Origin of the sequence: Streptomyces sp. NPDC001270, from assembly GCF_042896695.1 — a bacterium.
In the GTDB taxonomy this organism is placed as follows: Bacteria; Actinomycetota; Actinomycetes; order Streptomycetales; family Streptomycetaceae; genus Streptomyces.
This window is the reverse complement of record NZ_JBIAXM010000029.1, coordinates 57405-79619: the sequence shown is the minus strand read 5'-3', so window position 1 is coordinate 79619 and position 22215 is coordinate 57405. Positions and strand designations below refer to the sequence as shown.

Sequence of the window (22215 nt, the reverse complement as noted above, 5' to 3'; positions counted from 1 at the left end):
ACCAGGCCGCTCGCGTTGCCCGGCCCGGGGGACAGCCGCACGACGAAGCCCCAGGCGGTGACCTGGGGCTTCATTGAGGGACGAGTTCCCTTACCGGTTGAGGATCTGCTCGACCGTGTCGGCCACCTGTTCGGCCTGGATGTCGCGGCCTTTCTTGTTGGGGTGCGCGTACCACGGGAGCTTGGCGCCGAGATCGAGCTGGGAGTCCTCCAGCAGGCCGCCGATGCCCCGGTCGGCGCCGTCGCACGCGGTGTTGCTGCCGGTGTGGGCGTAGAGGTCGACGAAGTCGGCGCCGCCGTCGGCGTCAGCGGCGGTCTTCTTCATGACGTCGTTCAGCCGCTTCTGGATCTGGTCCAGGACTGGCAGGGCGTCCTTGGGGATGTCGGCGAACGGCAGCTGCGTCTGACCGGGCGCCGCGGTCAGGCACTTGGTGGTGTCCTCGGGCACGAGCCGGGGGTAGCCGACCAGGACGCGCTTCGCGTCGGGGGCGAAGTAGCCGATGCGGTCGAGCAGCTCCTCCAGGTCCCCACTGACCTGCTCGAACTGACCGTCCAGCCACTTCTTTCCGTCACCGGTCTCGAAGAACTGACCGCACTTGGAGGCCGGCTCGTCCTTGTCCACCGGCTCTCCCGGCAGCAGAGGGTGGCTCCGGAGTTCGTCGGAACACTGCTTCAGGATGCGGTTGAAGCCCAGCGTGTTGCCGCCCATGCTTCCCACGGTCAGCTGGGTGTCCTGCTTGAGCGCGTCCTGCTGCGGCGGGACCGTCATGCCGGGCAGCAGCAGCTCCTGTTCCTGCCAGAAGTGGTGGACGAGGGCGCCTCCGCAGGAGACGTCCGACTGGACGTCGAGCGTGATGCCCTTGTCCGCGAGGCGCCGGGTGGCGACGGTGGGATAGTTCTCCTTCGCCTGGAAGCAGAAGTCCCTCTTGCCGTCCTGGTTGAAGGGCGCGATGCCGAAGTTGGCGGTGTACGAGTCGCCGAAGAAGACGGTCGGCACGGGGTCGGCAGGCGCCGCGCCCGCGCTTCCCGCCGGGCCGGCGAGCGCCAGGCAGCTGCCCAACGCGACGGCCGCGGCAGCCAGCCGCCGCACCACCGGGGATTTCGTCGTCTTACGCATGGCCGAAGACATGCCTGTGCCCTTTCGTCGAGGCTCACAAGGAGAAGTAAGCAAGCTGGAACGCTCCGTATTCATTCACATACGGAATGCGATATTCCAGCAGGCGCGAACCAAACCAGGTGTTCCTGGACAGCCCTTCACGTGCGCCCGTCTCTCCTGTTCAGCAGGTGTGCTGGGGAGGCACAGTCGAGGAGTCTGGATGTGATCACGACGCGAAGGAGGAGGAGCTTGCCCACTCGTCGCGCGGGTCCGGCGGTGTGGCCGTGTCCGGAAGGGCCAAAGGCGCCTGGCATCCGGTCGGCCGTGTCGCACAGATCAGTGGCCGTCGAAAACGAGTTTCGTGGCCGGCGCGGTTGTCGCAGCGTGCGTGGCCAAAAGTCTTCCTGAGGGGTGGGTCCAGGTCGGCGGTCCGTGGGTGGGGAATCTCAGTGAGCAGGTCTGTCCCAGACCCGAGCACCGGGTGAGGAGATTCAAGGAGCCTCATCATCGCCGAGCTGGCGGTCGCGCAGGCCCGGAACGACCCGGCCGGACGCCGCGACGAACGCGTGGCAGGCCGTGACCAGATCCAGGAATTCCACCGACCGGTCGATCGCGCGGATCGCCGGAGCGACAGGGCTGTTCTCCTCGAAGTGCTCGCGGGCCTGCCGACCGCGCTCGACCTGGGCATGGTTGACCTGGTGGCGGGCGGTGTCTTTGTTGACCGGATTACCGGACGACACTCCGAGACATTGGACGAGTCGGGTAGGGGCCGACCGATAGATCTCAGGCAGCAAAGCGAAGGAGAGCTGCGTGAGGTCGTTGGATGAGGTGGAACGGGATCTCGGTTCGATCCGTCTGCCGAGGTGGGGCAAGGTCGTGCCGTCGGACGGCGTGGTGCCCTGGTTCGTGGTCGATCCGGAGGGGGAGGCGGTCGATCCCATTCGGCGGTTCCTGCGGGACTTCGTCGCCCGGAACAGGCCCGGCTCTGTACGCAGTTACGCGTACGCGTTGTTGCGGTGGTGGCGGTGGCTGCATGTTGTTCAGGTCGAGTGGGACAGGGCCACGTCGGCGGAGGTGCGGGACCTGGTGCTCTGGCTGAAGCTGACGACCAAGCCACGCAACTCGCCACGTACGAAATCAGCGTCCACTGCAGGGACGGTCAACCCGATTACCCGCAAGTGGAACCCCGGAGACCAGTACCAGCCTCGGACGATCCGGCACAGCAATGCAGTCATCCGCAGCTTCTACGAGTTCTGGATTGAGACCGGGCACGGCCCGCTGGTCAATCCGGTGCCACTCGATCGCAGGGGCAGCCGCCCGCACGCTCACCAGAATCCGCTGGACCCCTTCCGCCCCGAAGGCCGGATCCGCTACAACCCTAAGATTCCCAAGGCCAGACGGCGGGAGATTCCCGATGAGCGGTGGAACGAGCTCTTCGGCGCCCTGCGCTCGAACCGGGACCGCGCGATCCTCTCGTTGGACATCAGCAACGCGGCCCGGGCCAGCGAGGTACTCGGCATCCGGGGCGTCGACCTGACTAGGGTCTGTTGTGAAAGTGGATCTTGAATTGCGATGATCATGGTGTGGCGCGAGGGATCTGACAGATCGGCAGTGGGCTCAGTTGGAGCCGTTGCTGCCGATGGGGAAGAAGGCGGGCAGGCCGCGGACGTGGACACGTCGGCAGCTGATCGACGGGATACGGTGGCGGACCCGAGCGGGCACCCCGTGGCGGGACGTCCCCGAGCGATACGGCCCGTGGGACCGGATCTACGACCTGTTCCGCCGATGGCAGCGCGACGGCACCTGGAAGCGGATCCTGGAGCAACTGCAGGTCCAGGCCGACGCGCAGGGTCTGATCACCTGGGACGTGAGCGTGGACTCGACAGTCTGCCGTGCCCACCAGCACGCCGCCGGCGCGCGTAAAAAAGGGATCTGCAGCGCGAGCCGCCCGGCGGGATCGACACCGAGCCGGACGACCACGGCCTCGGACGCTCCCGGGGCGGCCTGACCACGAAGATCCACCTCGCGACCGAGCAGGGGCAGAAACCGCTGTCGTTGCTGATCACTGCCGGGCACCGGCACGACAGTCCGCAGTTTCGGCCTGTCCCGTCCTTCCCTCTGCCGCAGCCGTTGCCTGAGTAGGCCGTTGAGCTCGGCGGACACCCCTTCCTTCGTCCACTTGGCGAAGTATCCGTAGACCGTGTTCCAGTGCGGGAAGTCGTGCGGAAGGCAGCGCCGCTGGACGCCGGTGCGGTCCACGTACAGGATCACGTTCATGATCTCGCGGAGGTCGTGTTCGGGTGGCCGGCCGAAGTCCAGGGCCCTGCCGCGGCGCTCGAAGCGCCAGGCTGACAGCACCGGCTCGATCAACTCCCAGCGGGCATCGGACAGATCACTCGAGTAGGGGCGTCGCGCAGGCATGCTTCTGACGTACCGCTTGGCATGGAGTGCACCCAGGCGCACGGCAACGACGATGGAAGCACACAGCCATCAAGGCCCGACTTCCTGGGATCAGACAGATACAAGCCGCATCCCGCCCCCTTTGTCACCCCACCCGGCCCATCGACATCAAGCACATCAGCAATCTCAGCAGCACCACACCACCGCCCACTGCCCCTGCCGGTGGGTGAACGCCTCCGTGGCCTTCAACTGCCCGTCGTTGGAAGTGAACAGTGCCCGCAGATCCTTAGCCATTCCCCCCAAGACCACCACTCGCCTCTTCAACCTGCGCCCGACGCCGGGGTGATGAGGCCAGGTCAGGGGAGAATGGCCTGTCCATCACATCGATATGGCCAAGGCGGTACCCACCATGAGTGACCTTCCCGGCGGCTTTCCCGGCGACGCTGGAGCCGAACAGCCCTTCGACCGCCCGGGCGGAGACGCCGGGCAGGCCCAGGTCACGGTGCGACAACCGCCTCGGGAGCCCTTCTTCATGCCGGCCGGCCGAGAGTTAGAGACGGCATCCCGCTTTTCTCTGTCCCGAAGGCCAGCTGCGGCACCGACCTCCTCGTATCACACCGTTGTCGTGTGGCTGGTGCCGGTGCTGTGGACGTTCGCCTTCGGCCTGTGGGGTTTGTCGCGGCGGGACAGCGTGTGGCGGGACGAGGCCGCGACCTGGCAGGTGGCCCAACGCTCGACGGCGGAGATCTGGTACATGCTGGCGAACGTAGACGTGGTCCATGGGTTCTACTACCTGCTGATGCATCTACTGTTCGAGTGCTTCGGCCCCAGCACCACGACCCTGCGGCTGCCGTCGGTGCTGGCCACGGCGGTCGCAGCGGCTTGCGTGGCCGTCATCGGCCGCCGACTGGCCGGCGCCTGGGCGGGCCTGGCCGGCGGAATGGCTTTGGCGCTGCTGCCGGCCGTGCAGTTCTATCTCCAGGAGGGCCGGTCGTACGCGCTGGTGGCGGCCGGAGCCGGGATATCCACCCTGCTCCTCGTGACCGTCCTCCACCGGCCGGTCCGGACGCGCCACTGGTCTGCCTACGGCACCGCCGTCCTCCTCATGGCCCTGTTGAACTGGCTCTCGCTCATGATCCTCGCGGCACACCTGGCCACCTTGCTCTGGACCCGGGCCGAGCGCGGAGTCCTGGCTCGCTGGGCGGTGGCGGCCGGGTGCGCCACCGCCGGTGTGCTGCCGTTGATCGTGTTCAGCCGCGGCCAGTCCGCGCAGCTGTCCTGGATCCCGCCCCTGTCCTGGCACATGCTGATCGGCCCAGGGGTCCTGCTGGCGATGGGCGGCGTCGGCGCACTGCTGGACCAGCCGCGGGCGGGGCGGTTGTCGTCGGCGGCCGTGGGGTTGCCGTTGCTGGCGGTGCCGCAACTCGGCCTCATCACGCTGTCTCTGATCCAGCCGATCTTCCTGGACCGCTACATCCTCTACAGCATGCTGGGGCTGGCACTGCTGATTGGCGCGGCCGTCGGCTCGGCGGTACGGGCGGCCAAGCCCCGTTTCCCGGGAGCGTCGAGGTGGATACTCCCCACTGTGCTCGCCGTGGCAATACCGGCCCTGCTGCCGCAGTCACTGGCCAAGCGATCCCCGGCGAGCAGGGTGGACGACGTCCTGGCGGTTGCCTCGGACATACGACAGTTGAAGCAGACCAGGGATGCGGTGGTCTTCGTCCCCTCGGCCCGCAGGGACACCAGGTCTGTCTCCCCGAACGCCTTCGCAGGGCTGCGGGACATAGCCCTGGCGGAGACCCCGGAGGAGTCCGGCACCCTGAAAGGCGTGGAAGCGGCCCCGGATCGCATACGTGCCGCAATCCTGGCCGAACACCGAGTCCTCCTGGTGACGGACGCCTCTCAGGTGGCCCGTCCGGTGACGGCCGCCCGCGACAGAATGAAGACCGCTGTCCTGCGCCGATACTTCACTCCGGTGGCCGACAAACAGATTCGCGGCCGCAGGGTGACAGTGTATGAACGCCGGCCAACGCCTCGCTGAGAAGCCATCCGCATTCCGGGCGTGAGCGTGTGTGATCGAACGGGGTTCCTGTTCGGGTGATCGTGGCAGCATCGACGCAGGGCCTGAAGGACACCATTGATATGTAGCAACCGGGGGCCAGAAGCCAACCCAGGAATCCCTCACGCTACGGCAGCTCGGCCCAAAGCACAGATGCCGGCCTCAGCCCCGCCGTCCGAACGCGGACCCCCTTTAAAAAGACAAGCGCAGGAGCCGCTGGGGCAGGTAGGGGGACTCGACCCGGATGTTCCAGCCCCGGCGGCGGGCGTGGCAGGCCAGGGCGAGGACGTTGAGGTTGATCGTGGCGTCGGCATCGTCGGCGCGGCCAGCGACCTGGTAATGATCGCGGTGGGCTTCAAGGGCATCGGCGAGAGCCAGGTTGAAGCTCTCCTCGTCCCCCTCCACGAGCTGCGACAGCAGTACGGCCGGTGGTGGGAAGTAGCCCCGGTCCTTGGCCTTCTCGGCCTCGCACAGTGCCCGCGTCACCGGCGACTCGGGATCCATGCCCCTCAGGTAGGTGTGGAGAGCCTCCCGGTACGCGGCGAAGGCGGAGCCGTCCTTGCCGGCAACCGTAGGGCCCGTGAGGACCAGGGGGGCGAGGTCCTCGCGAACGCCGGTGATCAGGGCGAAGCCGGTGGCGTTCTCCCAGGTGCCGGCGCCGGCCGCTTCGCCTCGCTCGGCCGGGTAGCGCAGATTCCGGCCGTCGATGGTCACCTCGGCCTCTGTGCCCGGCTCCGCCAGGGCGATGCGGAACAGGGCCGCCCCGATCTGGGAGGCCAGCCGCAGATTCGCGAGCTGGGCGTCGGTGACATCAGCGGAGTCCCCTGCGCGCCACCTGAAGAGGAGCTCCTGGTAGCGCATGGCCCTCCCGAGTTCCCATACGGCGAGGGCTTTTCCTTCCTCCGGCGTGAACGCTTCCCGGGTGTACTGGTCCAACAGGGCCTCGCTCTGCGGGTTCACGGTCCCGTCGTATGCCGGCCGTTCGACCACCAGCGGGCCGACGGCCAGCGCGGCGACCGAGTCAGGGCGCCGGTCGCGGCCGAAGCCCGCGACCCTTGGGCCGCGGGTTTCGAAGCCGGTGACCAGGGCGTGGGGGAGGTAGTCGGTGTGGGGAGCCGGCTTCCAGCCATGGGTCCGGTACGCAAGCGCGGCCAGGCCGAGCGGCAGGAGAGGCAGGAGGCTGCTCGGCGAGGCGGAGGGGCCGTGGACAGCGGTGTGGGCGAGCAGGAGGGCGGCCAGCCCGGAGTCGAAGGCATTCCGGTCCTCAGCGGCAAGTGCACGCAGGGCCCCCAGCGCTACGCTCTCCCGCCGGTCGAGGAGGCTTTCACCGGTCTCCTTGGCCCGGCTGCGGATCCGGGCCAGCGCGGCGTCGATGGCAGCGAGCTTCGCCTGCGCACTCGGCGGGTAGTCCTGGTCGTTTCCGGTGTCGTCGAGTACCTGCGCCATGAAACCCGTGACGAGTTCGCCGGCGGGGCTTCCCTTGGCCTTCTCGGTGAACTTCTCCCGAGCGAAGTGGAATGCCTCACCATGCCACTTGGCCTTGTCCGTGAGCATCGCGAGGCAGAGCGCGTCGATCCATTCGCCGGCGGTGACGCTTTCCTCGGCGTCATCCTCGTCGCTGGGGTCGTAGCTGATGCCGAAGTTCACGTAGTCGAGGAAGACCTGGAAGGTGCAGTGTGGGTAGTACGCCGCGAAGCAGACGGCCCCGGCCGCGGCCTCGGCCGCGTCTTTGAGAGCGGCCTTGGCTTCCGGAGTGTCGAGGCTGGGCGTCTCGACGGACAGGGCACCCAGGTAATTGAGAAACTCGTCGGCGATCGACCGCCATTCGTAGGTGGCCATTCGGCCGGCCTTCGACATGGACCGGACCTGCCCCCCGATCCTGTTCGCGAAGTCCTCCCGTGTCGCCGAAACGACTGCCTCGCCTACCTGATGCCGCTCTATCCGCACTGTGCTGCTCCCTCGTGCCGTCCGTACGGACAGCTTAAAAGGCCCTTCCGGCTTTCCAGCCGGAAGGGCGGACCCCACGACCGTGGGGAAGACCGCCTGAGGCGGCACGACACCGGCAGCAGGAGCACCCCCGCGACAGCAGGGAAGAGAAAATGCGACTGCCGCATCCAGGATGGCAGACGATCACTGCCGGTCCGGCCGCTTCGTCAAAGTCTCGCCCGCGACTTCATCGGTAGGGGCGATCCACGCGTCAGTCAGATCAGAGTGGGTCGTACGCCGACAACAGGTTGCTGGGTCTTCCCTTTCGGATCACTCTCACGGGCGTGCGATAGGTTGCCCTGATGCGGCTTGCTGTGGCGTCGAGAGGTCAGACGCGAAGCAGGTCGGTCGAGACGGTCCAGAGGCGCCTGGCAGTGGCGGGGTCGAGCGCCCATTCCTTGACACCGTGCGGGTGCTGCGCGAGGTCGGCGTCGTTCGGCACGGTGTAGGACCTCTTGTGCATCGTCGAGGTAGCGGCCTCCGGAGTGAGCGAACTCGGGGGCGACGGCCGCGACGATACTCGTCGCGGCTCCCTGCTCGACCGTTTTGAATGTGAAGACTCCGGCAGCCTCGGCCGCGTCGAGCGACGCCTTTTGGTCCGGTGTGAAGTTCCGCTGCAGCCCCGTCGCGATACCGCCGGGGTTCACCGCATTGGCGACGATGCCGTCGGCAGCCCAGAGGCGGGTCGCCTCTACGGCGAAGAGGGAGTTCGCCGTTTTCGACTGGGCGTAGGCGATCTGCGGGTCGTAGCCGCGACGCTCGAAGTGGAGGTCGTCGAAGTCGATGCCGGACCGCATGTGCGCCGCCGAACTGACGGAGACGATCGGTGCTCCGTCGCGGTCGGCCGCTCCCTGGGCCAGGGCGTGGTGAAGGCCGGTGGCCAGCGCGAAGTGGCCGAGATGGTTCGTCGCGAATTGCAGCTCCCAGCCCTCACACGTTCGTTCGAGGCCACCGGTGACCACGCCGGCGTTGTTGATCAGCAGGTGAAGCGGGCCGCCCCACGCATCGACGAACCGTGTGATGGTGGCCCTGTCGGCGAGGTCGAGCGGGACGACGCGGGGCCGGATCCCTCCGGTCGCCTCTCCGATCGTCTCGGCGACGGCGTCACCCGCAGTCGTGTTCCGGACGGCGAGCGTCACTTCCGCCCCGGCAGCGGTCGGCGCACGAGCCGTTTCGATCCCGAGTCCGCAGGAGGCTCCCGTCACGATCGCGCGGACGCCGGTGAGGTCGATGTCCCGCAGCACCTCGTCCGCGGTGCTGGAGGAGTTGAAGGGCGTGCAGCCGCGCAGCGCTACTCCTACCGCAACACCGGAACCACGACGGCCCGCTTCGTCCGCGTCGTCATCCGGTAGCACCCGCCCACCGACCCCGTGCGGAAGAACGCCGATGAATGTTACGACCTGGTCCCTGCAGATGCTCGAACCCAGCGCGCGGGCCCCCGCCCCTTCCCCGAGGGTGTGCGTCTTGACCGGGCCACCGGGATCACTCCGGAGTACGCCCGTTTCCTCTACGCGCTTGTCGGCGGGAACTGGAACTGGACCGACCGGCTCGGCTGGATGCGACAGCAGTGGGCTGACGAGCTGGACGTGCCCGGCGTTGAGTTCTGGATCCTCTGCAGCGAGGGCGTCCCGATGGGCCACGTGCACCTCCACCCCGTCGTCGAGGCGGACGGCACGCACGTCGAGATCCTCTACTTCGGGCTCGCCGAACAGGCACTCGGCCGCCGCCTTGGCGGCTGCTTCCTCGAACACGGCATCGCCGCCGCCTGGACCCTCCCCGACCGCACCGGCCTCCCGCCCGTCGCGCGCGTATGGGTGCACACCTGCACCCTCGACGGCCCCGCCGCACTGCCCAACTACCAGTCCCGCGGCCTGGCCATTTACAAGACGGAGGACACCGACGAGAACGTGCCGGACCAGCCTCTGGGAGCGTGGGCCGCGACCGGCGGACCCGCACCGACGACCGACGGCGACCACGGGCAGTTGACCGTGGGACAGGCCGCCGACAGCCCGCAGTTCATCCCCGTGCTCAAGAAGGTACGTGTCCGCGGGTTTGTCGGCCGTCCCCGCACCCGGCCCGACGCAGTGGCCGGCGACAAGGCGTACTCGTCCCGCAGCAACCGCGCCCACCTGCGCAGACGCCGCATCAAGGCGGTCATCCCGGAGAAGAGGGACCAGGCCGCCAACCGGAAGAAGAAGGGCAGCAGGGGCGGTAGGCCCGTCAGCCACGACGCCGGCCTTTACAAGGAACGGAACACCGTCGAGAGGCTGATCAACAAGCTGAAGGCGTGGCGAGGCGTCGCCACGCGGTACGACAGGACACCCGCGAGCCGGGCGGCAGAAACCGACCGAGCGGCGGCAGGTGATCGCGATCGGCGAAGCCTGGGGTCACCGTCATCATTGCCGCCGCAGCCGCGTCGCCTTCGATACTGGAAGCTGCCATCCTCGCCTCGGTGGCGGCCTTCGTCGCGGGTGACCGGGCGTGAGGTTGACACCTTCCAGATGCGAGTGGTTAATTACTTTCATGGAAACGAGGGCACGACAGCGTTCCACCGCTGAGGAGCGCCGGGCGACGGTCATGCGTACGGCGATCAAGGCGTTCGCCGAGCGCGGATACTACGGGACCTCGACGATGGACGTGGCGAAGGCTGCCGGTATTTCGCAGGGTTACCTGTACCGGCTGTTCAAGGACAAAGAGACACTGTTCGCAGCCCTGGTCGACTACTGCTCGGGCCGCCTGCGCGATGCTGCCGCGTCGGCGGCAGCATCGGTGCACAGCACCGATCCGGAAACGGTCCTGAAGGCGATGACGGCCTCGTACGACGACGTCATCGCCGATCGGGACGTCCTCATGATCCTCATGCACGCCCAATGCAGTGCGAGTGAGCCGGTCATCGGTGAGGCGGTGCGCACCTGCTACGCCAAGCAGGTCGAGTACGTCCGCGCCGTCTCCGGCGCCTCGGATGAGCAGATCCGCCGCCACTTCGCCAGCGGACTGCTCAGCAATGCCGTGGTGGCGATCAACGCTGCCTCCGTCGACGCCCCCTGGGCACGCACGCTGCGCGGCTAAGTAAGGCGTCAAACCGGGCCGCTCCGGGCGGCCCATTACTTTGACCCATTGTGTAAGCGGTCAACCGCTTACTAGTGCGTCAAACCTGGCCGCTCCGGGCGGCCCGTTATTTTGACCATTGTGTAAGCGGTCAACCGCTTACTAATGAAAGGCTGTCTCCTCATGTCGTCCCCCTCCCCGCGACGCGGGACCGGGCTGCTGCTGGCGCTGCTGGCGTTCGCCCAGTTCATCAGCGCCATCGACTACAACATCGTCTACGTTGCCCTGCCGGAGATCGGCCGCGAAGTCGGCTTCGACCCGCACAGCCTGCAGTGGGTCGTCAGCGGCTACGCCGTAGCCTTCGGCGGCTTCCTGCTGCTGGGCGGCCGGGCCGCCGACATCCTCGGCCAGCGCCGTATCTTCTCCACTGCCCTGACCCTCTACGGCCTGTCCTCTCTGGCCGGCGGACTCGCCACCGACCCCCAACTACTCGTTGCCGCCCGCGCCGTCCAGGGCCTCGGCGGCGCCCTCCTGCTGCCCGCCACCCTTTCTCTGATCGCCACCACCTTCACCGAAGGCGCCGCACGCAACCGGGCCCTTGCGATCTGGGGCGGCGCCGGGGCCGTCGGCCTGGCACTCGGCTCCCTGCTGGGTGGCATCCTGACCAATTACTTCGGCTGGGAAGCCGTCTTCTACGTCAACGTCCCCCTCGCCCTGGGCGCCGCCGCCGCGGCCTTCGCCATCGTCCCCAAGGATGCGCCGCGTGAGCGGGGCCGCAGCTTCGACCTGGCCGGTTCTCTGACTGCAACGGTCGGCTTCACCGCCCTCGTCTTCGCCGTCGTACAGGGCCCCGAGGCCGGCTGGACCTCCGCCAAGACCATTGGCTCGCTGCTGGCCGGCGTGCTGTTCATCGGGCTGTTCCTGCTCATCGAAGCCCGTACCGCCCACCCACTGATGCCGCTGCGCCTGTTCCGCAACCGCAGCCTGGTCGCCGCGATGGGCATCACCTTCGTCTTCATGGGCACCTTTGGCGCCCAGTACTACTTCTTCACCGTCTACCTGCAGAACGTCCGCGGCTACGGTGCCCTGGCCACCGGCCTGGCGTTCCTGCCCTCGGCGCTGGTGGGCATGGTCGGCACCAAGCTCAGCGAGAAGCTGCTCGGCAAGGTCGGCACCCGGGCCACCATCATCACCGGCCTGCTCCTGGGAGCCGTCGGCATGACAGCCCTGGCCCTGGCGATGTCCCCCGGCGGCAGTTACCCGGCCCTGCTGCCCGGCGTCGTCCTGCTCAGCCTCGGCCAGGGCATCGCCTGGACCGCCATGTTCGTCGCGGCTGGAACCGGAGTCGATGTCCACCATCAGGGCATCGCCTCGGCCATGGCCTCCACCACCCAGCAGATCGGCTCCGCCGTCGGCCTGGCGATCCTGGTCGCCATCGCCGACTCCGGCCTCCACACCACGACCGGCCCCGACCTCGTCCCGGGCCTGCGCACTGCAGGCTTTACCGCCACCGCCCTCACCCTCCTCGGTGTCGGCATCGCCCGCACCCTGCGCCGACCCGCCCCCACCCTGTCGACACCCGTCGGGGGCTCCGCGCAGCACGAGGCAGAATCTGGCATCTCTGCCTGAGTCACGACATCGCCCCTTGCGAGGGTGATGGGCGAGGGGCGGTGACCGTTGAGCGCGCCTACGGGATCTTGATGCTGCGCCGCCGGCAAGTGCGCGACTACGAACACCAGCCGCGCAGTTCGGAGTCGTGGGTCTACTGAGCGATGGCCGCGGTGATAGTGCGCCGGCTGACCGGGGCCGCCGCTGCGGCCTGGCGCAGCGCAAGAGCGGCGGGGAGCTGACCATCGGGGCGGGACGGGGACACCGGTCGGCTGATGATCGTCGCCGCCGACCACCCCGCCCGCGGCGCCCTCGGCGTCGGCGACCGCGCGATGGCCATGGCGAGCCGCGCCGATCTGCTGGAGCGGCTGTGTCTCGCGCTGTCGCCGCCCGGTGTCGACGGGGTGCTCGCCACCGCCGACATCCTCGACGACCTGCTGCTGCTCGGCGCCCTCGAACACAAGGTCGTCATGGGCTCGATGAACCGCGGCGGCCTCCAGGGGGCGTCCTTCGAGCTGGACGACCGGTTCACCGGCCACCGGCCGCAGGACATCGAGCGGCTCGGCTTCGACGCGGGCAAGCTGCTGCTGCAGATCGACTACGACGACCCGGGATCGCTCAACACCCTGGAGTCCACCGCCCGGTGATCGACGAGATGGCCGAGCGCCGGCTCCCGGTGTTCGTCGAGCCGTTCATCAGCCGCCGCACCCCCTCGAGGGCCGGCTCCGCAACGACCTCGGTGCCGAGGCCGTGACCAGGTCCATCGCCATAGCCGGTGGACTGGGCGGCACGGCAGATGTGCCCGGCCGTGCGGCCACGATGAGACGGTCTCCGCGGGCTGCCTGGCGGGCGTGGCGCGGGGCTGCCGCGATCGCCTCCAAATCTCATGCGCGTGCGCCAGAAAGGACTCGCCAGCTGGGGTCAGCTCTACGCGCCTGCTGGTCCGGTGAGGCAGTACTGTCCCGACGCGGCGTTCGAGGCGGGCGATTGCCCGGGAGAGGGGCGGCTGGCTGATACCCAACCGCTCGGCCGCTTTCGCGAAGTGCAGTTCTTCCTCGACGGTGACGAGGTAGTCCAGCTCGCGGGTTCCAACCGATCCATACCTTCAGGGTAACGATCCTGTTCGAAACAGTCATGGTTCCCTGGCCGCTGGAGTGGTCAATTGGAACTCGCCGGTCACCGAGGTGAGGCACTCCGGCGTCGTCGGTGGACGACGGCCTGGACGCCTCCCCGATCGAGCTCGCACAAGACGCAGTTCCGCATATGGAGAAGGCATGGCTACGATTCCTACAGCGGCGGGGAGTATCGACTCCTCCCAGCTCGGAAAGACCCTCGTCCATGAACATGTGTTTGCCATCGGCGAGGAGTACCGCCTCAATTACGACACGACGTGGGATGAGGAGGAAAAAGTTGCCCAGGCGGTGTCTGACCTCAACGGGCTGAAGGCTCTGGGAATCGACACGATCATGGACCCGACCGTTCTCGGGCTCGGCCGCTACATCCCGCGCATTCAAAGGGTAGCGAAACAGACGGATCTCAATATTATCGTCGCTACCGGGCTGTACACCTTCAATGATCTTCCCCCGCAGTTCAGCTATCGCGGGCCCGGGGAGATCGTGGACATGGCCGAACCGCTGACCGAGTTGTTCATCAAGGACATCACGCAGGGTATCGGCAATACCGGAGTGCGTGCCGCCTTCCTCAAGTGCGCTATTGACGCCCCTGGAATGACTCACGGGGTGGAACGAACCATGCGCGCGGTGGCACAGGCCAGCGTCGAAACAGGTGTACCGATTACCGTGCATACGAACGCGGCGTCCAAGTCGGGACTGGTGGCGCAGCGCCTCTTCATCGAGGAAGGCGTGGATCTCGCCAAGATCGTGATCGGGCACTCCGGAGACTCGACCGATCTCGACTACCTCACCGAGCTGGCCGACAACGGCTCGCTGCTGGGTATGGACCGATTCGGTGTCGATGCATTCCTGCCATTTGAGCAGCGCGTATCGACCGTCGTGGAACTTGTTCGCCGAGGGTATGCCGAGAGCGTCGTCGTCTCGCACGATGCATCCTGCTACATCGACTTCTTCGAGGCCGGTGACTTCGGAGACAGGTGGAACTATCGGCATATCAGCGAGGACGTTCTCCCCGCACTGCGCGCGGCGGGCGTTTCCGAGGACGACATAGACACGATCCTCGTCAAGAACCCGATTCGTTATTTCGAGTAACCATGAGCAGGAACACGATGCGAGCCATCACCCAGGACGCCTTGGGGGAGCCGGACGTCCTCCAAGAGGTCGAACTCGAACGTCCGGAACCCGGCGTCGGTCAGATCCTAGTAGCCGTCCATGCTGCCGGGGTCAACCCCACCGACTGGAAGCACCGCAGATACGGCATCTTCCTCGGAAGGCCCCCGTTCACGCTCGGCTGGGACGTGTCCGGCGTTGTCGAAGCGGTGGGCGTCGGCGTCTCGCTCTTCGAACCGGGTGACGAGGTGTTCGGCATGCTGCCCTACCCGTATGGGGGCGGTTCGCACGCCGAGTACGTCACCGGTCCCGCCCGCGCCTTCGCGCCCAAGCCCGCAGCACTGAACCACATTGAGGCGGGCGCGCTTCCGCTGGTGGCGCTTACCGCCTGGCAGACTCTCGTCGACACTGCCCGGGTGCAGCCGGGGCAACGGGTCCTGGTGCACGCGGCGGCCGGCGGCGTGGGACATGCCGCCGTACAGATCGCCAAGGCACGCGGTGCGTACGTCATCGGCACGGCTTCCGCTGCCAAGCATGCTTTTGTGCGGGGGCTGGGGGCGGATGAGGTTATCGACTACCACACCGCCGACTTCGTGAGGGAAGCCCGCGGTATCGACGTGGTCCTCGACCCACTCGGCGGTAACGACCGGCTGCGTTCGCTGGACACGCTCAGGCCGGGTGGCGTCCTCGTATCGATTCTTCCCCGTGATTTCGGCGAAGTAGCCGAACGTGCCGCTGCGTTGGGGGTGCGAGCCAAGGCTGTACTGGCCGAGCACGACCGGGCGGGCATGGCCGCGATCGCTGCGCTTGTCGAGTCCGGGCAACTGCGCGTGCACGTGTCCGGCACGTACCCGCTCGCCCAGGCCGCGAGGGCCCACGCGCAGGGCGAGACGGGCCGCGTCGCGGGGAAGCTGGTGCTCACCGTCCGCTCGTAGACAGGGGCGGACGGGCCCCGTTTCCGGACTCCCGCCGACGTCCGAGGCACTCGGATTGCGACGACCGGCCTGGGAAGCTGGTCAACGACGGACATCCCCTCGTCGGCTGATCCCCAGCACGAACCGGACTGGTCGAACCGCGGTGCTCGGCGGACCCGATACAGATCTCGTCGCTGATTTGCATCACACCTCCTCCAGGGTGCCGCCCCATCTTCTCGACGGTCACCCCTCACACATCGCAACCATTCCGGTGCGATGTGTGAGGGAGTTGGCGCATGCCGAAGCACGTCGTCTTGGAAGGACCGGCGATCGGTGAAGCCACGCTCGCGCTTTCCTAAAGCCGGATGACCGGAAGGTGATCAACTCGGCGAGAAATGTCTCTGCCCAGCGAGGACGAGGATTGTTGAGGTCCCTGTTCCGGCGTCAGCCGGGGGCGCTTTGCAGGTGAGCAGGCGTATCGGTTCCTACGGTGCAGGGCGGTCACAACGGGTGGTCTCCCAGGCCGGGACGTTACAGATGATGGCCCGCCAGGCGGGCCGGCGGACCTCGCCTTTACGGTCGCGTTGGGCGGCGCGCCCTGGTCGGACGCGGCCGTCCGACGGGCTGGGGCCCGGTGTGTTCAAGGGATCCGGCTGTGTCCCGCCGTCGAAGGAATCCTGGACCGAAGGTGCCCGGAACCCGTACACGGACGCCTGGTCTGCGGAGGTCGGCGTACGGGTTCCGGGTCGGGCTGCCTGCCATCAGCCGACTCACCGGTAGGGCCCCGGAGAACCCTCTGTGCGAGCGGTGCCGCGGCGAGGAACTGGGCGCAGAGCAGGGGCGTGTACGGCCGTAGCGCGCCGTGCCATTCGGGCGAGCCGGAGGCCGAGACGCCGCGGGATCCCGCGCGCGAAGATCCCGAACCCGTGATGTGGACGTGGCCCGGCGGCTCAGGCCCCGCACTACCTACCGGCATCGCCTACTGGTGGCTGTCGCCCGGGCCGGTTACCCATCACTGGCAAAGCCGCCGCCCGCACGACACACCCCTCAGTGGGGGCGGGTGCTCAGTCCGTCGAGGGTGAGGTCGAGGAGGCGTTCGGCCTGTTCGCGCTGGTCGGGCTTGCCGGAGGTGAGGGCGATGCCACTGAGGGCGGCGTACATGTCGGTCGCGCTGATGTCGGTGCGGATGGTGCGGGCCGTGACGGCGGCGTCCATGAGCGAGGTGAGCGCTTCGAGCATCATCTCGCGGCTGTGGGCGTAGGGGTTGACGCCGGATTCGACGACGGCGCGCAGGGCTTCAGCCATGCCGATTTTGGCGGTCGCGTAGTCGATGAAGCGGCCCATCCAGTCCCGCAGGGCGTCGCGGGGCTCCATCGCCGCCAGGAGGCCAGGGGCGGCGTCGCACAGCCGGGCCAGTTCGCCACGGTAAGCAGCCTCGATCAGCAGTTCCCGGGTGGGGAAGTTGCGGTAGAGGGTGCCGCTGCCTACGCCGGCTTCCTTGGCGATGCGTTCGAAGTGGGCGTCGAGGCCCTCCTCGGCGAACACGCGGGCCGCTGCGGCGAGGATTTTGTCCCGGTTGCGCTGCGCGTCGGCCCGCAGGGGACGCCCTGCCTCTGTGGCCATTTCACATCTCCTGCCGTCTCCGTTTGCTAAGTGGCGACGCCTCCACTTACAGTGATGGAAGTGGCGATGCCTCCACTTCCACTGTAGGGCATACACCGCCACCACTCGCCCCCTTGAGACGGGGCGGCATTCCACCGCAGCCTCCAGCCGCGAGGAAGCGCGCCCGCCGCCGACCGGCCGCGGATCCGGAGTGCAGCACGTGACTACCGCCTGCGTATCGCTCGCGACGTTGTGTGCACCCACATGTCCCTGTTCCCCGCCGTCCGGCGGGAGCGAAGCAATGCCTCAGGAGATACGAAATGACTCGCTCGCTCGAAGGAAAGACCGCTGTCGTCACCGGTGGCGCGTCGGGCATCGGCCTGGCCATCGCCAAGGAGTTCGTGCACAACGGCGCTGACGTCGTCATCACCGACCTCCAGCAGGAGCAGGTCGACGCAGCAGTCGCCGAGATCGGGCCGAAGAGCTCGGGCATCGTCGCCAACGTCGCCAAGCTCGCCGACATGGAAGCGGTCTACAGGGAGGTCATCGCACGCCACGGCCGCCTGGACACGGTGGTGGCCAACGCCGACATCGGCGCCCACGCTCCCCTTCAGAAGATCACCGAGGAGGAGTTCGATCGGACCTTCAACGTCAACGTCAAGGGCGTCCTGTTCACCGTGCAGCCGGCCCTGCCGCTGCTCAAGCCCGGCGGCACGATCACCGTCATCGGCTCCACCGCCTCCATCCAGCCCCCGGCCGGCATGAGCCTGTACGGCGGCGCGAAGGCTGCCGTGCGCAACTGCGTGCGCGGTTGGATCCAGGACGTCAAGGGTTCCGGGGTCCGCATCAACGTCCTGAGCCCCGGCGCGGTCGACACCGAGTCCCTGCGCCGCGCCCTGGCGCTCGCACAGGGTGCCGACGCCGTTCCTGCCGCGGTAGCGAAGATGGGCGAGGGCAACCCCACCGGCCGCATCGCCGTCCCCAGCGAGATGGGCACCGCCGCGGTGTTCCTTGCCAGCGATGCCGCCAGCTTCATCACCGGCGTCGAGCTCTTCGTCGACGGCGGCATGGCCCAGGTCTGACGGCCCCCGCCAGGCCGGGCGGCGCCACGCCGGCATCCCCGGCCCGGTACACACACCGCCGCGAGCGGTGACGCATTCGACTCCGTCCCGCCGGCCCGGCAGGCACATGGCTTCCGTCCCGCCGGCCGGCGGGACGGAAGCCAGCGACAGGATCCGAAAGGAAAAATCAGCATGCAGGAGATCGAGAACAAGGTCATAGCCATCACCGGGGCAGGCAGCGGCATCGGAGCGGCCACCGCACTACTGCTGGCCGAGCGCGGTGCGAAGGTCGTCCTCGGCGACCTCAACACGGACGCCCTTGACGCCCTGGCGACACGCATCACGGATGCCGGCGCCGACGTGGCCTTCGCCCGCACCGACGTGACCCGGCAGCAGGACCTGGCCGACCTCGTCACGCTGGCGCGCGAGCGCTACGGCAAGCTCGATGTCCTGGTCAGCAACGCCGGAGTAGGCCCATCTCCCCGCTGGACGACCTGCGGGTCGCCGAATGGGAGCTGATGATCGACGTCAACCTCAAGGGCATCCTGTACGGCATCGCGGCGGCGCTGCCGGTCTTCCGCGAGCAGGGCTTTGGACAGTTCGTGAACACCGCATCCACCGCCGCCTACCTCACGGTCCCGAACCAGGCGGTCTACTCCGGTACGAAATATGCCGTGCGTGCCATCTCCGAGGGCCTGCGCAAGGAGGCGGGCGAGAACCTGCGCGTGACGATCGTCTCGCCGGGCTTCGTCCGCACGAACTTCGTCGAAGCCGTCGACAACCCCGAGGTGCGAGCCCAGCTCATCGAGGCCAGGGACAAGTTCGCCGTGGCGCCGGAGGCCATCGCCCGTGCCATCGCCTTCGCGATCGAGCAGCCGGACGACATCGACGTCAACGAACTCATCGTCCGTCCCACCGCCCAGGCCTGACGGCAGCCGGTCTGCTGCGCAGGCGCGGGAGTCCTTCCCGGCCCGGCCACAGTTCACGCCACGGAGGTCTGGCCGCCCGCGCAGCAGGGCGCCGGCCAGCCTCACCCTTCCCCTCGTCGGCGCTCACGCCCCTCAACCTCACGGGCCATATGCCGGCGTGAGTGGCAGCGCCCGATGCCCATTTCTCCTTCTCCGCCCTGAACAGGATGCGCACCAGCCATGCCACTTTCCCCCTCTCTGACTCGAAGCAGCTCCGCGTCTGCCTCCACCGGGCCCCCGGCCGGGCCGTCCCGGCGCGCCGGCATCGGCATCATGATCGTGCTCGTGGCCCAGCTGATGCTGACGCTGGACACGACCATCGTCAACGTCGCGCTTCCGCAGATCGCGGGCGGCCTCGGCTTCGGCCCCGCGTCCCTGTCATGGGTCCTCAACGCCTATACCCTCGCCTTCGGCGGCCTGCTGCTCACCGGCGGCCGACTCGGCGACATCTTCGGCCGCCTGCGTGTCTTCGAGATGGGCCTTGCCGTCTTCGCCGCCGCCTCACTGGTCGGTGGCCTGGCCACCTCCCCCGGGATGCTCGTCACGGCACGGGCCGTTCAGGGCCTCGGTGCGGCCCTGGCCGCTCCCGGCGTCCTCGCCCTGGTCACTACAAGCGTCCGTGACGAAGCAGCCCGCCACCGCTCACTCGCCCTGTTCTCCGCCGTCGGCGTGGGCGGCGGCAGCCTCGGGCTCGTCCTGGGCGGCCTCGTGACCGACCTCGGTTCGTGGCGCTGGACGATGTTCATCAACGTCCCCATCGGCATCGCCGTACTCGCCCTCGCCCGCCGCTTCGTCACCGCCCCCCCGCCGCCCCGGCCGCTTCGACTGCATCGGCGCCATCAGCGCTACCGGTGCCGCCATCGCCGTCGTCTGGGCACTGATTGGCGCACCCGACCACGGCTGGACCTCACCGCAGACCATTGCCTGCTTCGCGGCGGGTGCCCTCTTGCTGGCCGTGCTGGTCGTCCAGGCGACCCTTCTGCTGGTCGGCACCCTCGGCCTGACCATCAGTTTCGTCTGGCTCAGCAACCTCGACGCCCACAGCGGCTACTGGGCCGCAGTCCTCGGCCCGCTCCTGCTCAACGGCGTCGCAGCCGGGCTGACCTTCATGCCCGCCGCCTCCCTGGTCGTCGGCGGCGTCGAGCCCGAGCACGCCGGGTCAGCCTCCGGTCTGCTCCAGACCACCCAGCAACTCGGCGGCGCCATCGGCCTGGCCGTCATCGTGTCCGTCTACTCCATCGGGGCCGTGCCGGGCCAATCCGACCCCGGTGCCCGCACCGCCTTCCTGACCACGGCTGCCTTCACGGCCCTGGCCTTCACCATCACCGCCCTTGTGGTGCGAACCCGCGACAAGACCCCCACCGCCATCGCCTGACAAACCAGTCGGCCCCCGCAGACCGCGGGGGCCGACTTGGGCATGCAACAACGAGACCCGACACACAAAACCTCGGCTTCGGCCCCCTCTGTCCCATGCCCACCCCACGCATCCGGGTACCCGGTCATGCCCGGGGCAGCGGGCTTCTGGCAGAGCTTGTACTCACTCGCACCGCTTGTCTCCGCTCGGATCAACCGAGGTCAGCAGATGTGGGGCAGTGCCTTGTCGGGGTGGGCGGCGTGGACGTAGCGGACCGCGGTTCCGGGATGGATGCCAAACAGGTGCACCAGATGTACGGGGTCGGCGGTCTGCCGGGCCTGAGTGGCTGTTGTCGTTCCGATTTTGAGGAGTGTTCGTCAAACGGGAGTCTCGATCGGGTGGTTGCCGCCGGCCGCGGGCATGAAGGCCGGGTCTCTTGGTAGCTCGGGGTTGCGAAGCCACCCGAGATCCAGGAGACCCTGTTGCCGCAGTTGTACGCGCTCGCGCCGGTGGAGTTCAACTCGGCGTCTCCGTCGTGTGATTGTGTCGCCCACCGGTTCGGAAACGCAGCCGATCACCCGGAACGTGTTCGGCGGTATCCGTCGGACATGACGGACGCGGAGTGGGGTCAGGTCCGGCCGCTGGGGAAAGCGACCTACGGTCGTAGACTGGAAACGCAGCACGCCGAACGGTCTGCCAATGAATTCTTAAGAGGATTTGTGGCTGCTGCATCCGAGCCGAGAATCAGCTGCAGCAGCCATGTTCTCCAGGGAGGGGAGCTTCAGCGGCAGTTAAGGGCTGTCCCGTAACTGCTGGTCACGGGTGAGATGATCTTGATGTGGCTGGTGTGATCACGGCGTCGGAGCCGTCCTGGATAGCCCCGTTCACCGGGCTGAGCCCTCGCCTGTTCGGCAAGCTGGTGACCGTACTGCGGCGCGAGGGTGCGGATGCGGTCCGCAGGGGCCGGCCGTGGAGCCTCCCGCTGGAGGACCGGGCTCTGCTGGTCGCGGCTTACTGGCGCACGAACTTGACGATGCGCCAGCTCGCCCCGCTCTTCGGGGTGTCCAGGTCGGCGGCGGACCGCATCATCGACCACGTCGGCCCAATGCTCGCGCTCCAACCCCGCAAACGGTTCGCCAAGGACACCGTGCTCATCGTGGACGGCACGCTGGTCCCGACCCGTGGCACGGGTCCGGTCAGCGCTCAGGTCGAGCCGTCGTGAGGTGAGAATCCGCAGGTCGACTGTGATCTCGCCGGCGTCCTTCAGCGGTTGCAGGTCGCGGCGCATGCGCGCCTGGTCGGCGATGACGAAGGCGTCCTTCGCGCCGGTCTTCCCGTTGCCCCGGTAGGAGCCGGAGGCGTGGTGCACACTGCGGCCGGGGATGTAGCGGACGTTCTGTCCGTGGCTGACCAGCAGCGCGATCCACAGCGCCGTCCCATGGGAGTTCAGGTCGACGGCCCAGGTGACCGACGCCCCGTCCGCCAGTTTCAGCACATCATCGAGCAACTGCAGCAGCTCTGCTTCGCTGTTGGGCACACGGTGGGACAGGACTGTCTTCCCGTCTGTATCGATCACCGTGCAGTGGTGATCCGTCTTGCCCGCATCCGTCCCAGCCCACAGTTCCGGCACCAGGTCCTCCTTGCTGCGTGTGCGGTTCTTGTCCCAGCAGACGACCTCGCCGGCGTGTCCATACAAGCGATCTTCTTCGCGCGTCCCCATCAGCGGTCGACTCGTCGCGGGGTGCCGGGCGGCCAATCCCCGAAAGCCACGACATCGGCTGGATCTTGGTAGCCATACCCGGCACCCCTGGGCGTCCCGCCCTTTCGAATGACCCGGAGCAGCCCCAGGAAAAAGGTGTGGATCTTGTTCGAGCGCC

Annotated in this window: 12 protein-coding genes and 10 pseudogenes; 14 read left to right on the top strand and 8 right to left on the bottom strand. The window is 67.8% G+C overall.

The window, feature by feature from the left end; genetic code table 11:
• Positions 1 to 90: 90 nt before the first annotated feature.
• Positions 91 to 1116: an SGNH/GDSL hydrolase family protein gene (locus ACFY2B_RS35290; RefSeq protein ID WP_390767128.1), complete on the bottom strand. Its 1026-nt coding sequence runs from the start codon at positions 1114 to 1116 to the stop codon at positions 91 to 93.
• Between the two features lie 479 nt (positions 1117 to 1595).
• A pseudogene (locus ACFY2B_RS35285) lies at positions 1596 to 1817 on the bottom strand (DUF6192 family protein); the annotation flags it as partial.
• A gap of 88 nt (positions 1818 to 1905) precedes the next feature.
• Here ACFY2B_RS35285 and ACFY2B_RS35280 point away from each other — a divergent pair.
• Both ACFY2B_RS35280 and ACFY2B_RS35275 read left to right on the top strand, forming a co-directional pair.
• A complete protein-coding gene (locus tag ACFY2B_RS35280) occupies positions 1906 to 2661 on the top strand; it encodes a hypothetical protein (protein WP_390767127.1) in 756 nt (251 codons plus the stop codon).
• Between the two features lie 73 nt (positions 2662 to 2734).
• Positions 2735 to 3103 carry a transposase gene (locus tag ACFY2B_RS35275; protein WP_390767163.1) on the top strand — a complete coding sequence of 123 codons (369 nt, stop codon included), beginning with the start codon at positions 2735 to 2737 and terminating at the stop codon, positions 3101 to 3103.
• Between the two features lie 91 nt (positions 3104 to 3194).
• Here the strand turns inward: ACFY2B_RS35275 and ACFY2B_RS35270 are convergent.
• Positions 3195 to 3516 (bottom strand): annotated as a pseudogene (locus ACFY2B_RS35270) (transposase); the annotation flags it as partial.
• 511 nt (positions 3517 to 4027) lie between these two features.
• On the opposite strand from ACFY2B_RS35270, the gene ACFY2B_RS35265 reads away from it, so the two are divergent.
• A complete protein-coding gene (locus ACFY2B_RS35265; RefSeq protein WP_390767162.1) occupies positions 4028 to 5536 on the top strand; it encodes a glycosyltransferase family 39 protein in 1509 nt (502 codons plus the stop codon).
• A 210-nt stretch (positions 5537 to 5746) separates the two neighbouring features.
• On the opposite strand, the gene ACFY2B_RS35260 is transcribed toward ACFY2B_RS35265, so the two are convergent.
• Both ACFY2B_RS35260 and ACFY2B_RS35255 read right to left on the bottom strand, forming a co-directional pair.
• Positions 5747 to 7393: an immunity 49 family protein gene (locus ACFY2B_RS35260; protein ID WP_390767126.1), complete on the bottom strand. Its 1647-nt coding sequence runs from the start codon at positions 7391 to 7393 to the stop codon at positions 5747 to 5749.
• A gap of 475 nt (positions 7394 to 7868) precedes the next feature.
• A pseudogene (locus ACFY2B_RS35255) lies at positions 7869 to 8829 on the bottom strand (SDR family NAD(P)-dependent oxidoreductase).
• Between the two features lie 693 nt (positions 8830 to 9522).
• Between ACFY2B_RS35255 and ACFY2B_RS35250 the strand changes: the two are divergent.
• From ACFY2B_RS35250 to ACFY2B_RS35235, 4 genes and pseudogenes are all read left to right on the top strand, one after another.
• Positions 9523 to 9879, top strand: a pseudogene (locus ACFY2B_RS35250) (transposase); the annotation flags it as partial.
• Between the two features lie 184 nt (positions 9880 to 10063).
• On the top strand, positions 10064 to 10609 hold the full coding sequence (locus tag ACFY2B_RS35245) for a TetR/AcrR family transcriptional regulator (protein ID WP_390767125.1): 546 nt from the start codon (positions 10064 to 10066) through the stop codon (positions 10607 to 10609).
• Positions 10610 to 10771: 162 nt separating this feature from the next.
• The gene (locus ACFY2B_RS35240; RefSeq protein ID WP_390767124.1) at positions 10772 to 12217 is read left to right on the top strand and encodes an MFS transporter; all 1446 of its coding nucleotides are present in this window, start codon (positions 10772 to 10774) and stop codon (positions 12215 to 12217) included.
• A gap of 236 nt (positions 12218 to 12453) precedes the next feature.
• Positions 12454 to 12991 (top strand): annotated as a pseudogene (locus tag ACFY2B_RS35235) (deoxyribose-phosphate aldolase); the annotation flags it as partial.
• Positions 12992 to 13163: 172 nt separating this feature from the next.
• On the opposite strand, the pseudogene ACFY2B_RS35230 reads toward ACFY2B_RS35235, so the two are convergent.
• A pseudogene (locus ACFY2B_RS35230) lies at positions 13164 to 13244 on the bottom strand (LysR family transcriptional regulator); the annotation flags it as partial.
• Positions 13245 to 13470: 226 nt separating this feature from the next.
• Between ACFY2B_RS35230 and ACFY2B_RS35225 the strand changes: the two are divergent.
• Together ACFY2B_RS35225 and ACFY2B_RS35220 are read left to right on the top strand one after the other, a co-directional pair.
• A complete protein-coding gene (locus ACFY2B_RS35225; RefSeq protein ID WP_390767123.1) occupies positions 13471 to 14421 on the top strand; it encodes a phosphotriesterase in 951 nt (316 codons plus the stop codon).
• 17 nt (positions 14422 to 14438) lie between these two features.
• Positions 14439 to 15374, top strand: a complete 936-nt coding sequence (locus tag ACFY2B_RS35220; RefSeq protein ID WP_390767122.1) for an NADP-dependent oxidoreductase — start codon at positions 14439 to 14441, stop codon at positions 15372 to 15374.
• Between the two features lie 1026 nt (positions 15375 to 16400).
• On the opposite strand, the gene ACFY2B_RS35215 is transcribed toward ACFY2B_RS35220, so the two are convergent.
• Positions 16401 to 16976, bottom strand: coding sequence for a TetR/AcrR family transcriptional regulator (locus ACFY2B_RS35215; RefSeq protein WP_390767121.1), 576 nt, complete (start codon positions 16974 to 16976; stop codon positions 16401 to 16403).
• A gap of 299 nt (positions 16977 to 17275) precedes the next feature.
• Between ACFY2B_RS35215 and ACFY2B_RS35210 the strand changes: the two genes are divergently transcribed.
• The 5 genes and pseudogenes from ACFY2B_RS35210 to ACFY2B_RS35190 all read left to right on the top strand — a co-directional run.
• Positions 17276 to 18037 carry an SDR family NAD(P)-dependent oxidoreductase gene (locus tag ACFY2B_RS35210; RefSeq protein ID WP_390767120.1) on the top strand — a complete coding sequence of 254 codons (762 nt, stop codon included), beginning with the start codon at positions 17276 to 17278 and terminating at the stop codon, positions 18035 to 18037.
• A 171-nt stretch (positions 18038 to 18208) separates the two neighbouring features.
• Positions 18209 to 18945, top strand: a pseudogene (locus ACFY2B_RS35205) (SDR family oxidoreductase).
• Between the two features lie 219 nt (positions 18946 to 19164).
• A pseudogene (locus tag ACFY2B_RS35200) lies at positions 19165 to 19785 on the top strand (MFS transporter); the annotation flags it as partial.
• Between the two features lie 145 nt (positions 19786 to 19930).
• Positions 19931 to 20359, top strand: coding sequence for an MFS transporter (locus ACFY2B_RS35195; protein WP_390767165.1), 429 nt, complete (start codon positions 19931 to 19933; stop codon positions 20357 to 20359).
• An 817-nt stretch (positions 20360 to 21176) separates the two neighbouring features.
• Positions 21177 to 21521, top strand: a pseudogene (locus tag ACFY2B_RS35190) (transposase family protein); the annotation flags it as partial.
• On the opposite strand, the pseudogene ACFY2B_RS35185 reads toward ACFY2B_RS35190, so the two are convergent.
• Positions 21522 to 21971: pseudogene (locus ACFY2B_RS35185) on the bottom strand (IS110 family transposase); the annotation flags it as partial. It lies immediately after the preceding pseudogene.
• Positions 21972 to 22215: the final 244 nt, after the last annotated feature.

Coding starts and splice junctions, on each gene's coding strand:
- ACFY2B_RS35290 (WP_390767128.1), bottom strand. CDS start 1,116: ATGCGTAAGACGACGAAATCCCCGGTGGTGCGGCGGCTGGCTGCCGCG.
- ACFY2B_RS35275 (WP_390767163.1), top strand. CDS start 2,735: ATGGGGAAGAAGGCGGGCAGGCCGCGGACGTGGACACGTCGGCAGCTG.
- ACFY2B_RS35265 (WP_390767162.1), top strand. CDS start 4,028: ATGCCGGCCGGCCGAGAGTTAGAGACGGCATCCCGCTTTTCTCTGTCC.
- ACFY2B_RS35260 (WP_390767126.1), bottom strand. CDS start 7,393: ATGGCCACCTACGAATGGCGGTCGATCGCCGACGAGTTTCTCAATTAC.
- ACFY2B_RS35245 (WP_390767125.1), top strand. CDS start 10,064: ATGGAAACGAGGGCACGACAGCGTTCCACCGCTGAGGAGCGCCGGGCG.
- ACFY2B_RS35240 (WP_390767124.1), top strand. CDS start 10,772: ATGTCGTCCCCCTCCCCGCGACGCGGGACCGGGCTGCTGCTGGCGCTG.
- ACFY2B_RS35225 (WP_390767123.1), top strand. CDS start 13,471: ATGGCTACGATTCCTACAGCGGCGGGGAGTATCGACTCCTCCCAGCTC.
- ACFY2B_RS35220 (WP_390767122.1), top strand. CDS start 14,439: ATGCGAGCCATCACCCAGGACGCCTTGGGGGAGCCGGACGTCCTCCAA.
- ACFY2B_RS35215 (WP_390767121.1), bottom strand. CDS start 16,976: ATGGCCACAGAGGCAGGGCGTCCCCTGCGGGCCGACGCGCAGCGCAAC.
- ACFY2B_RS35210 (WP_390767120.1), top strand. CDS start 17,276: ATGACTCGCTCGCTCGAAGGAAAGACCGCTGTCGTCACCGGTGGCGCG.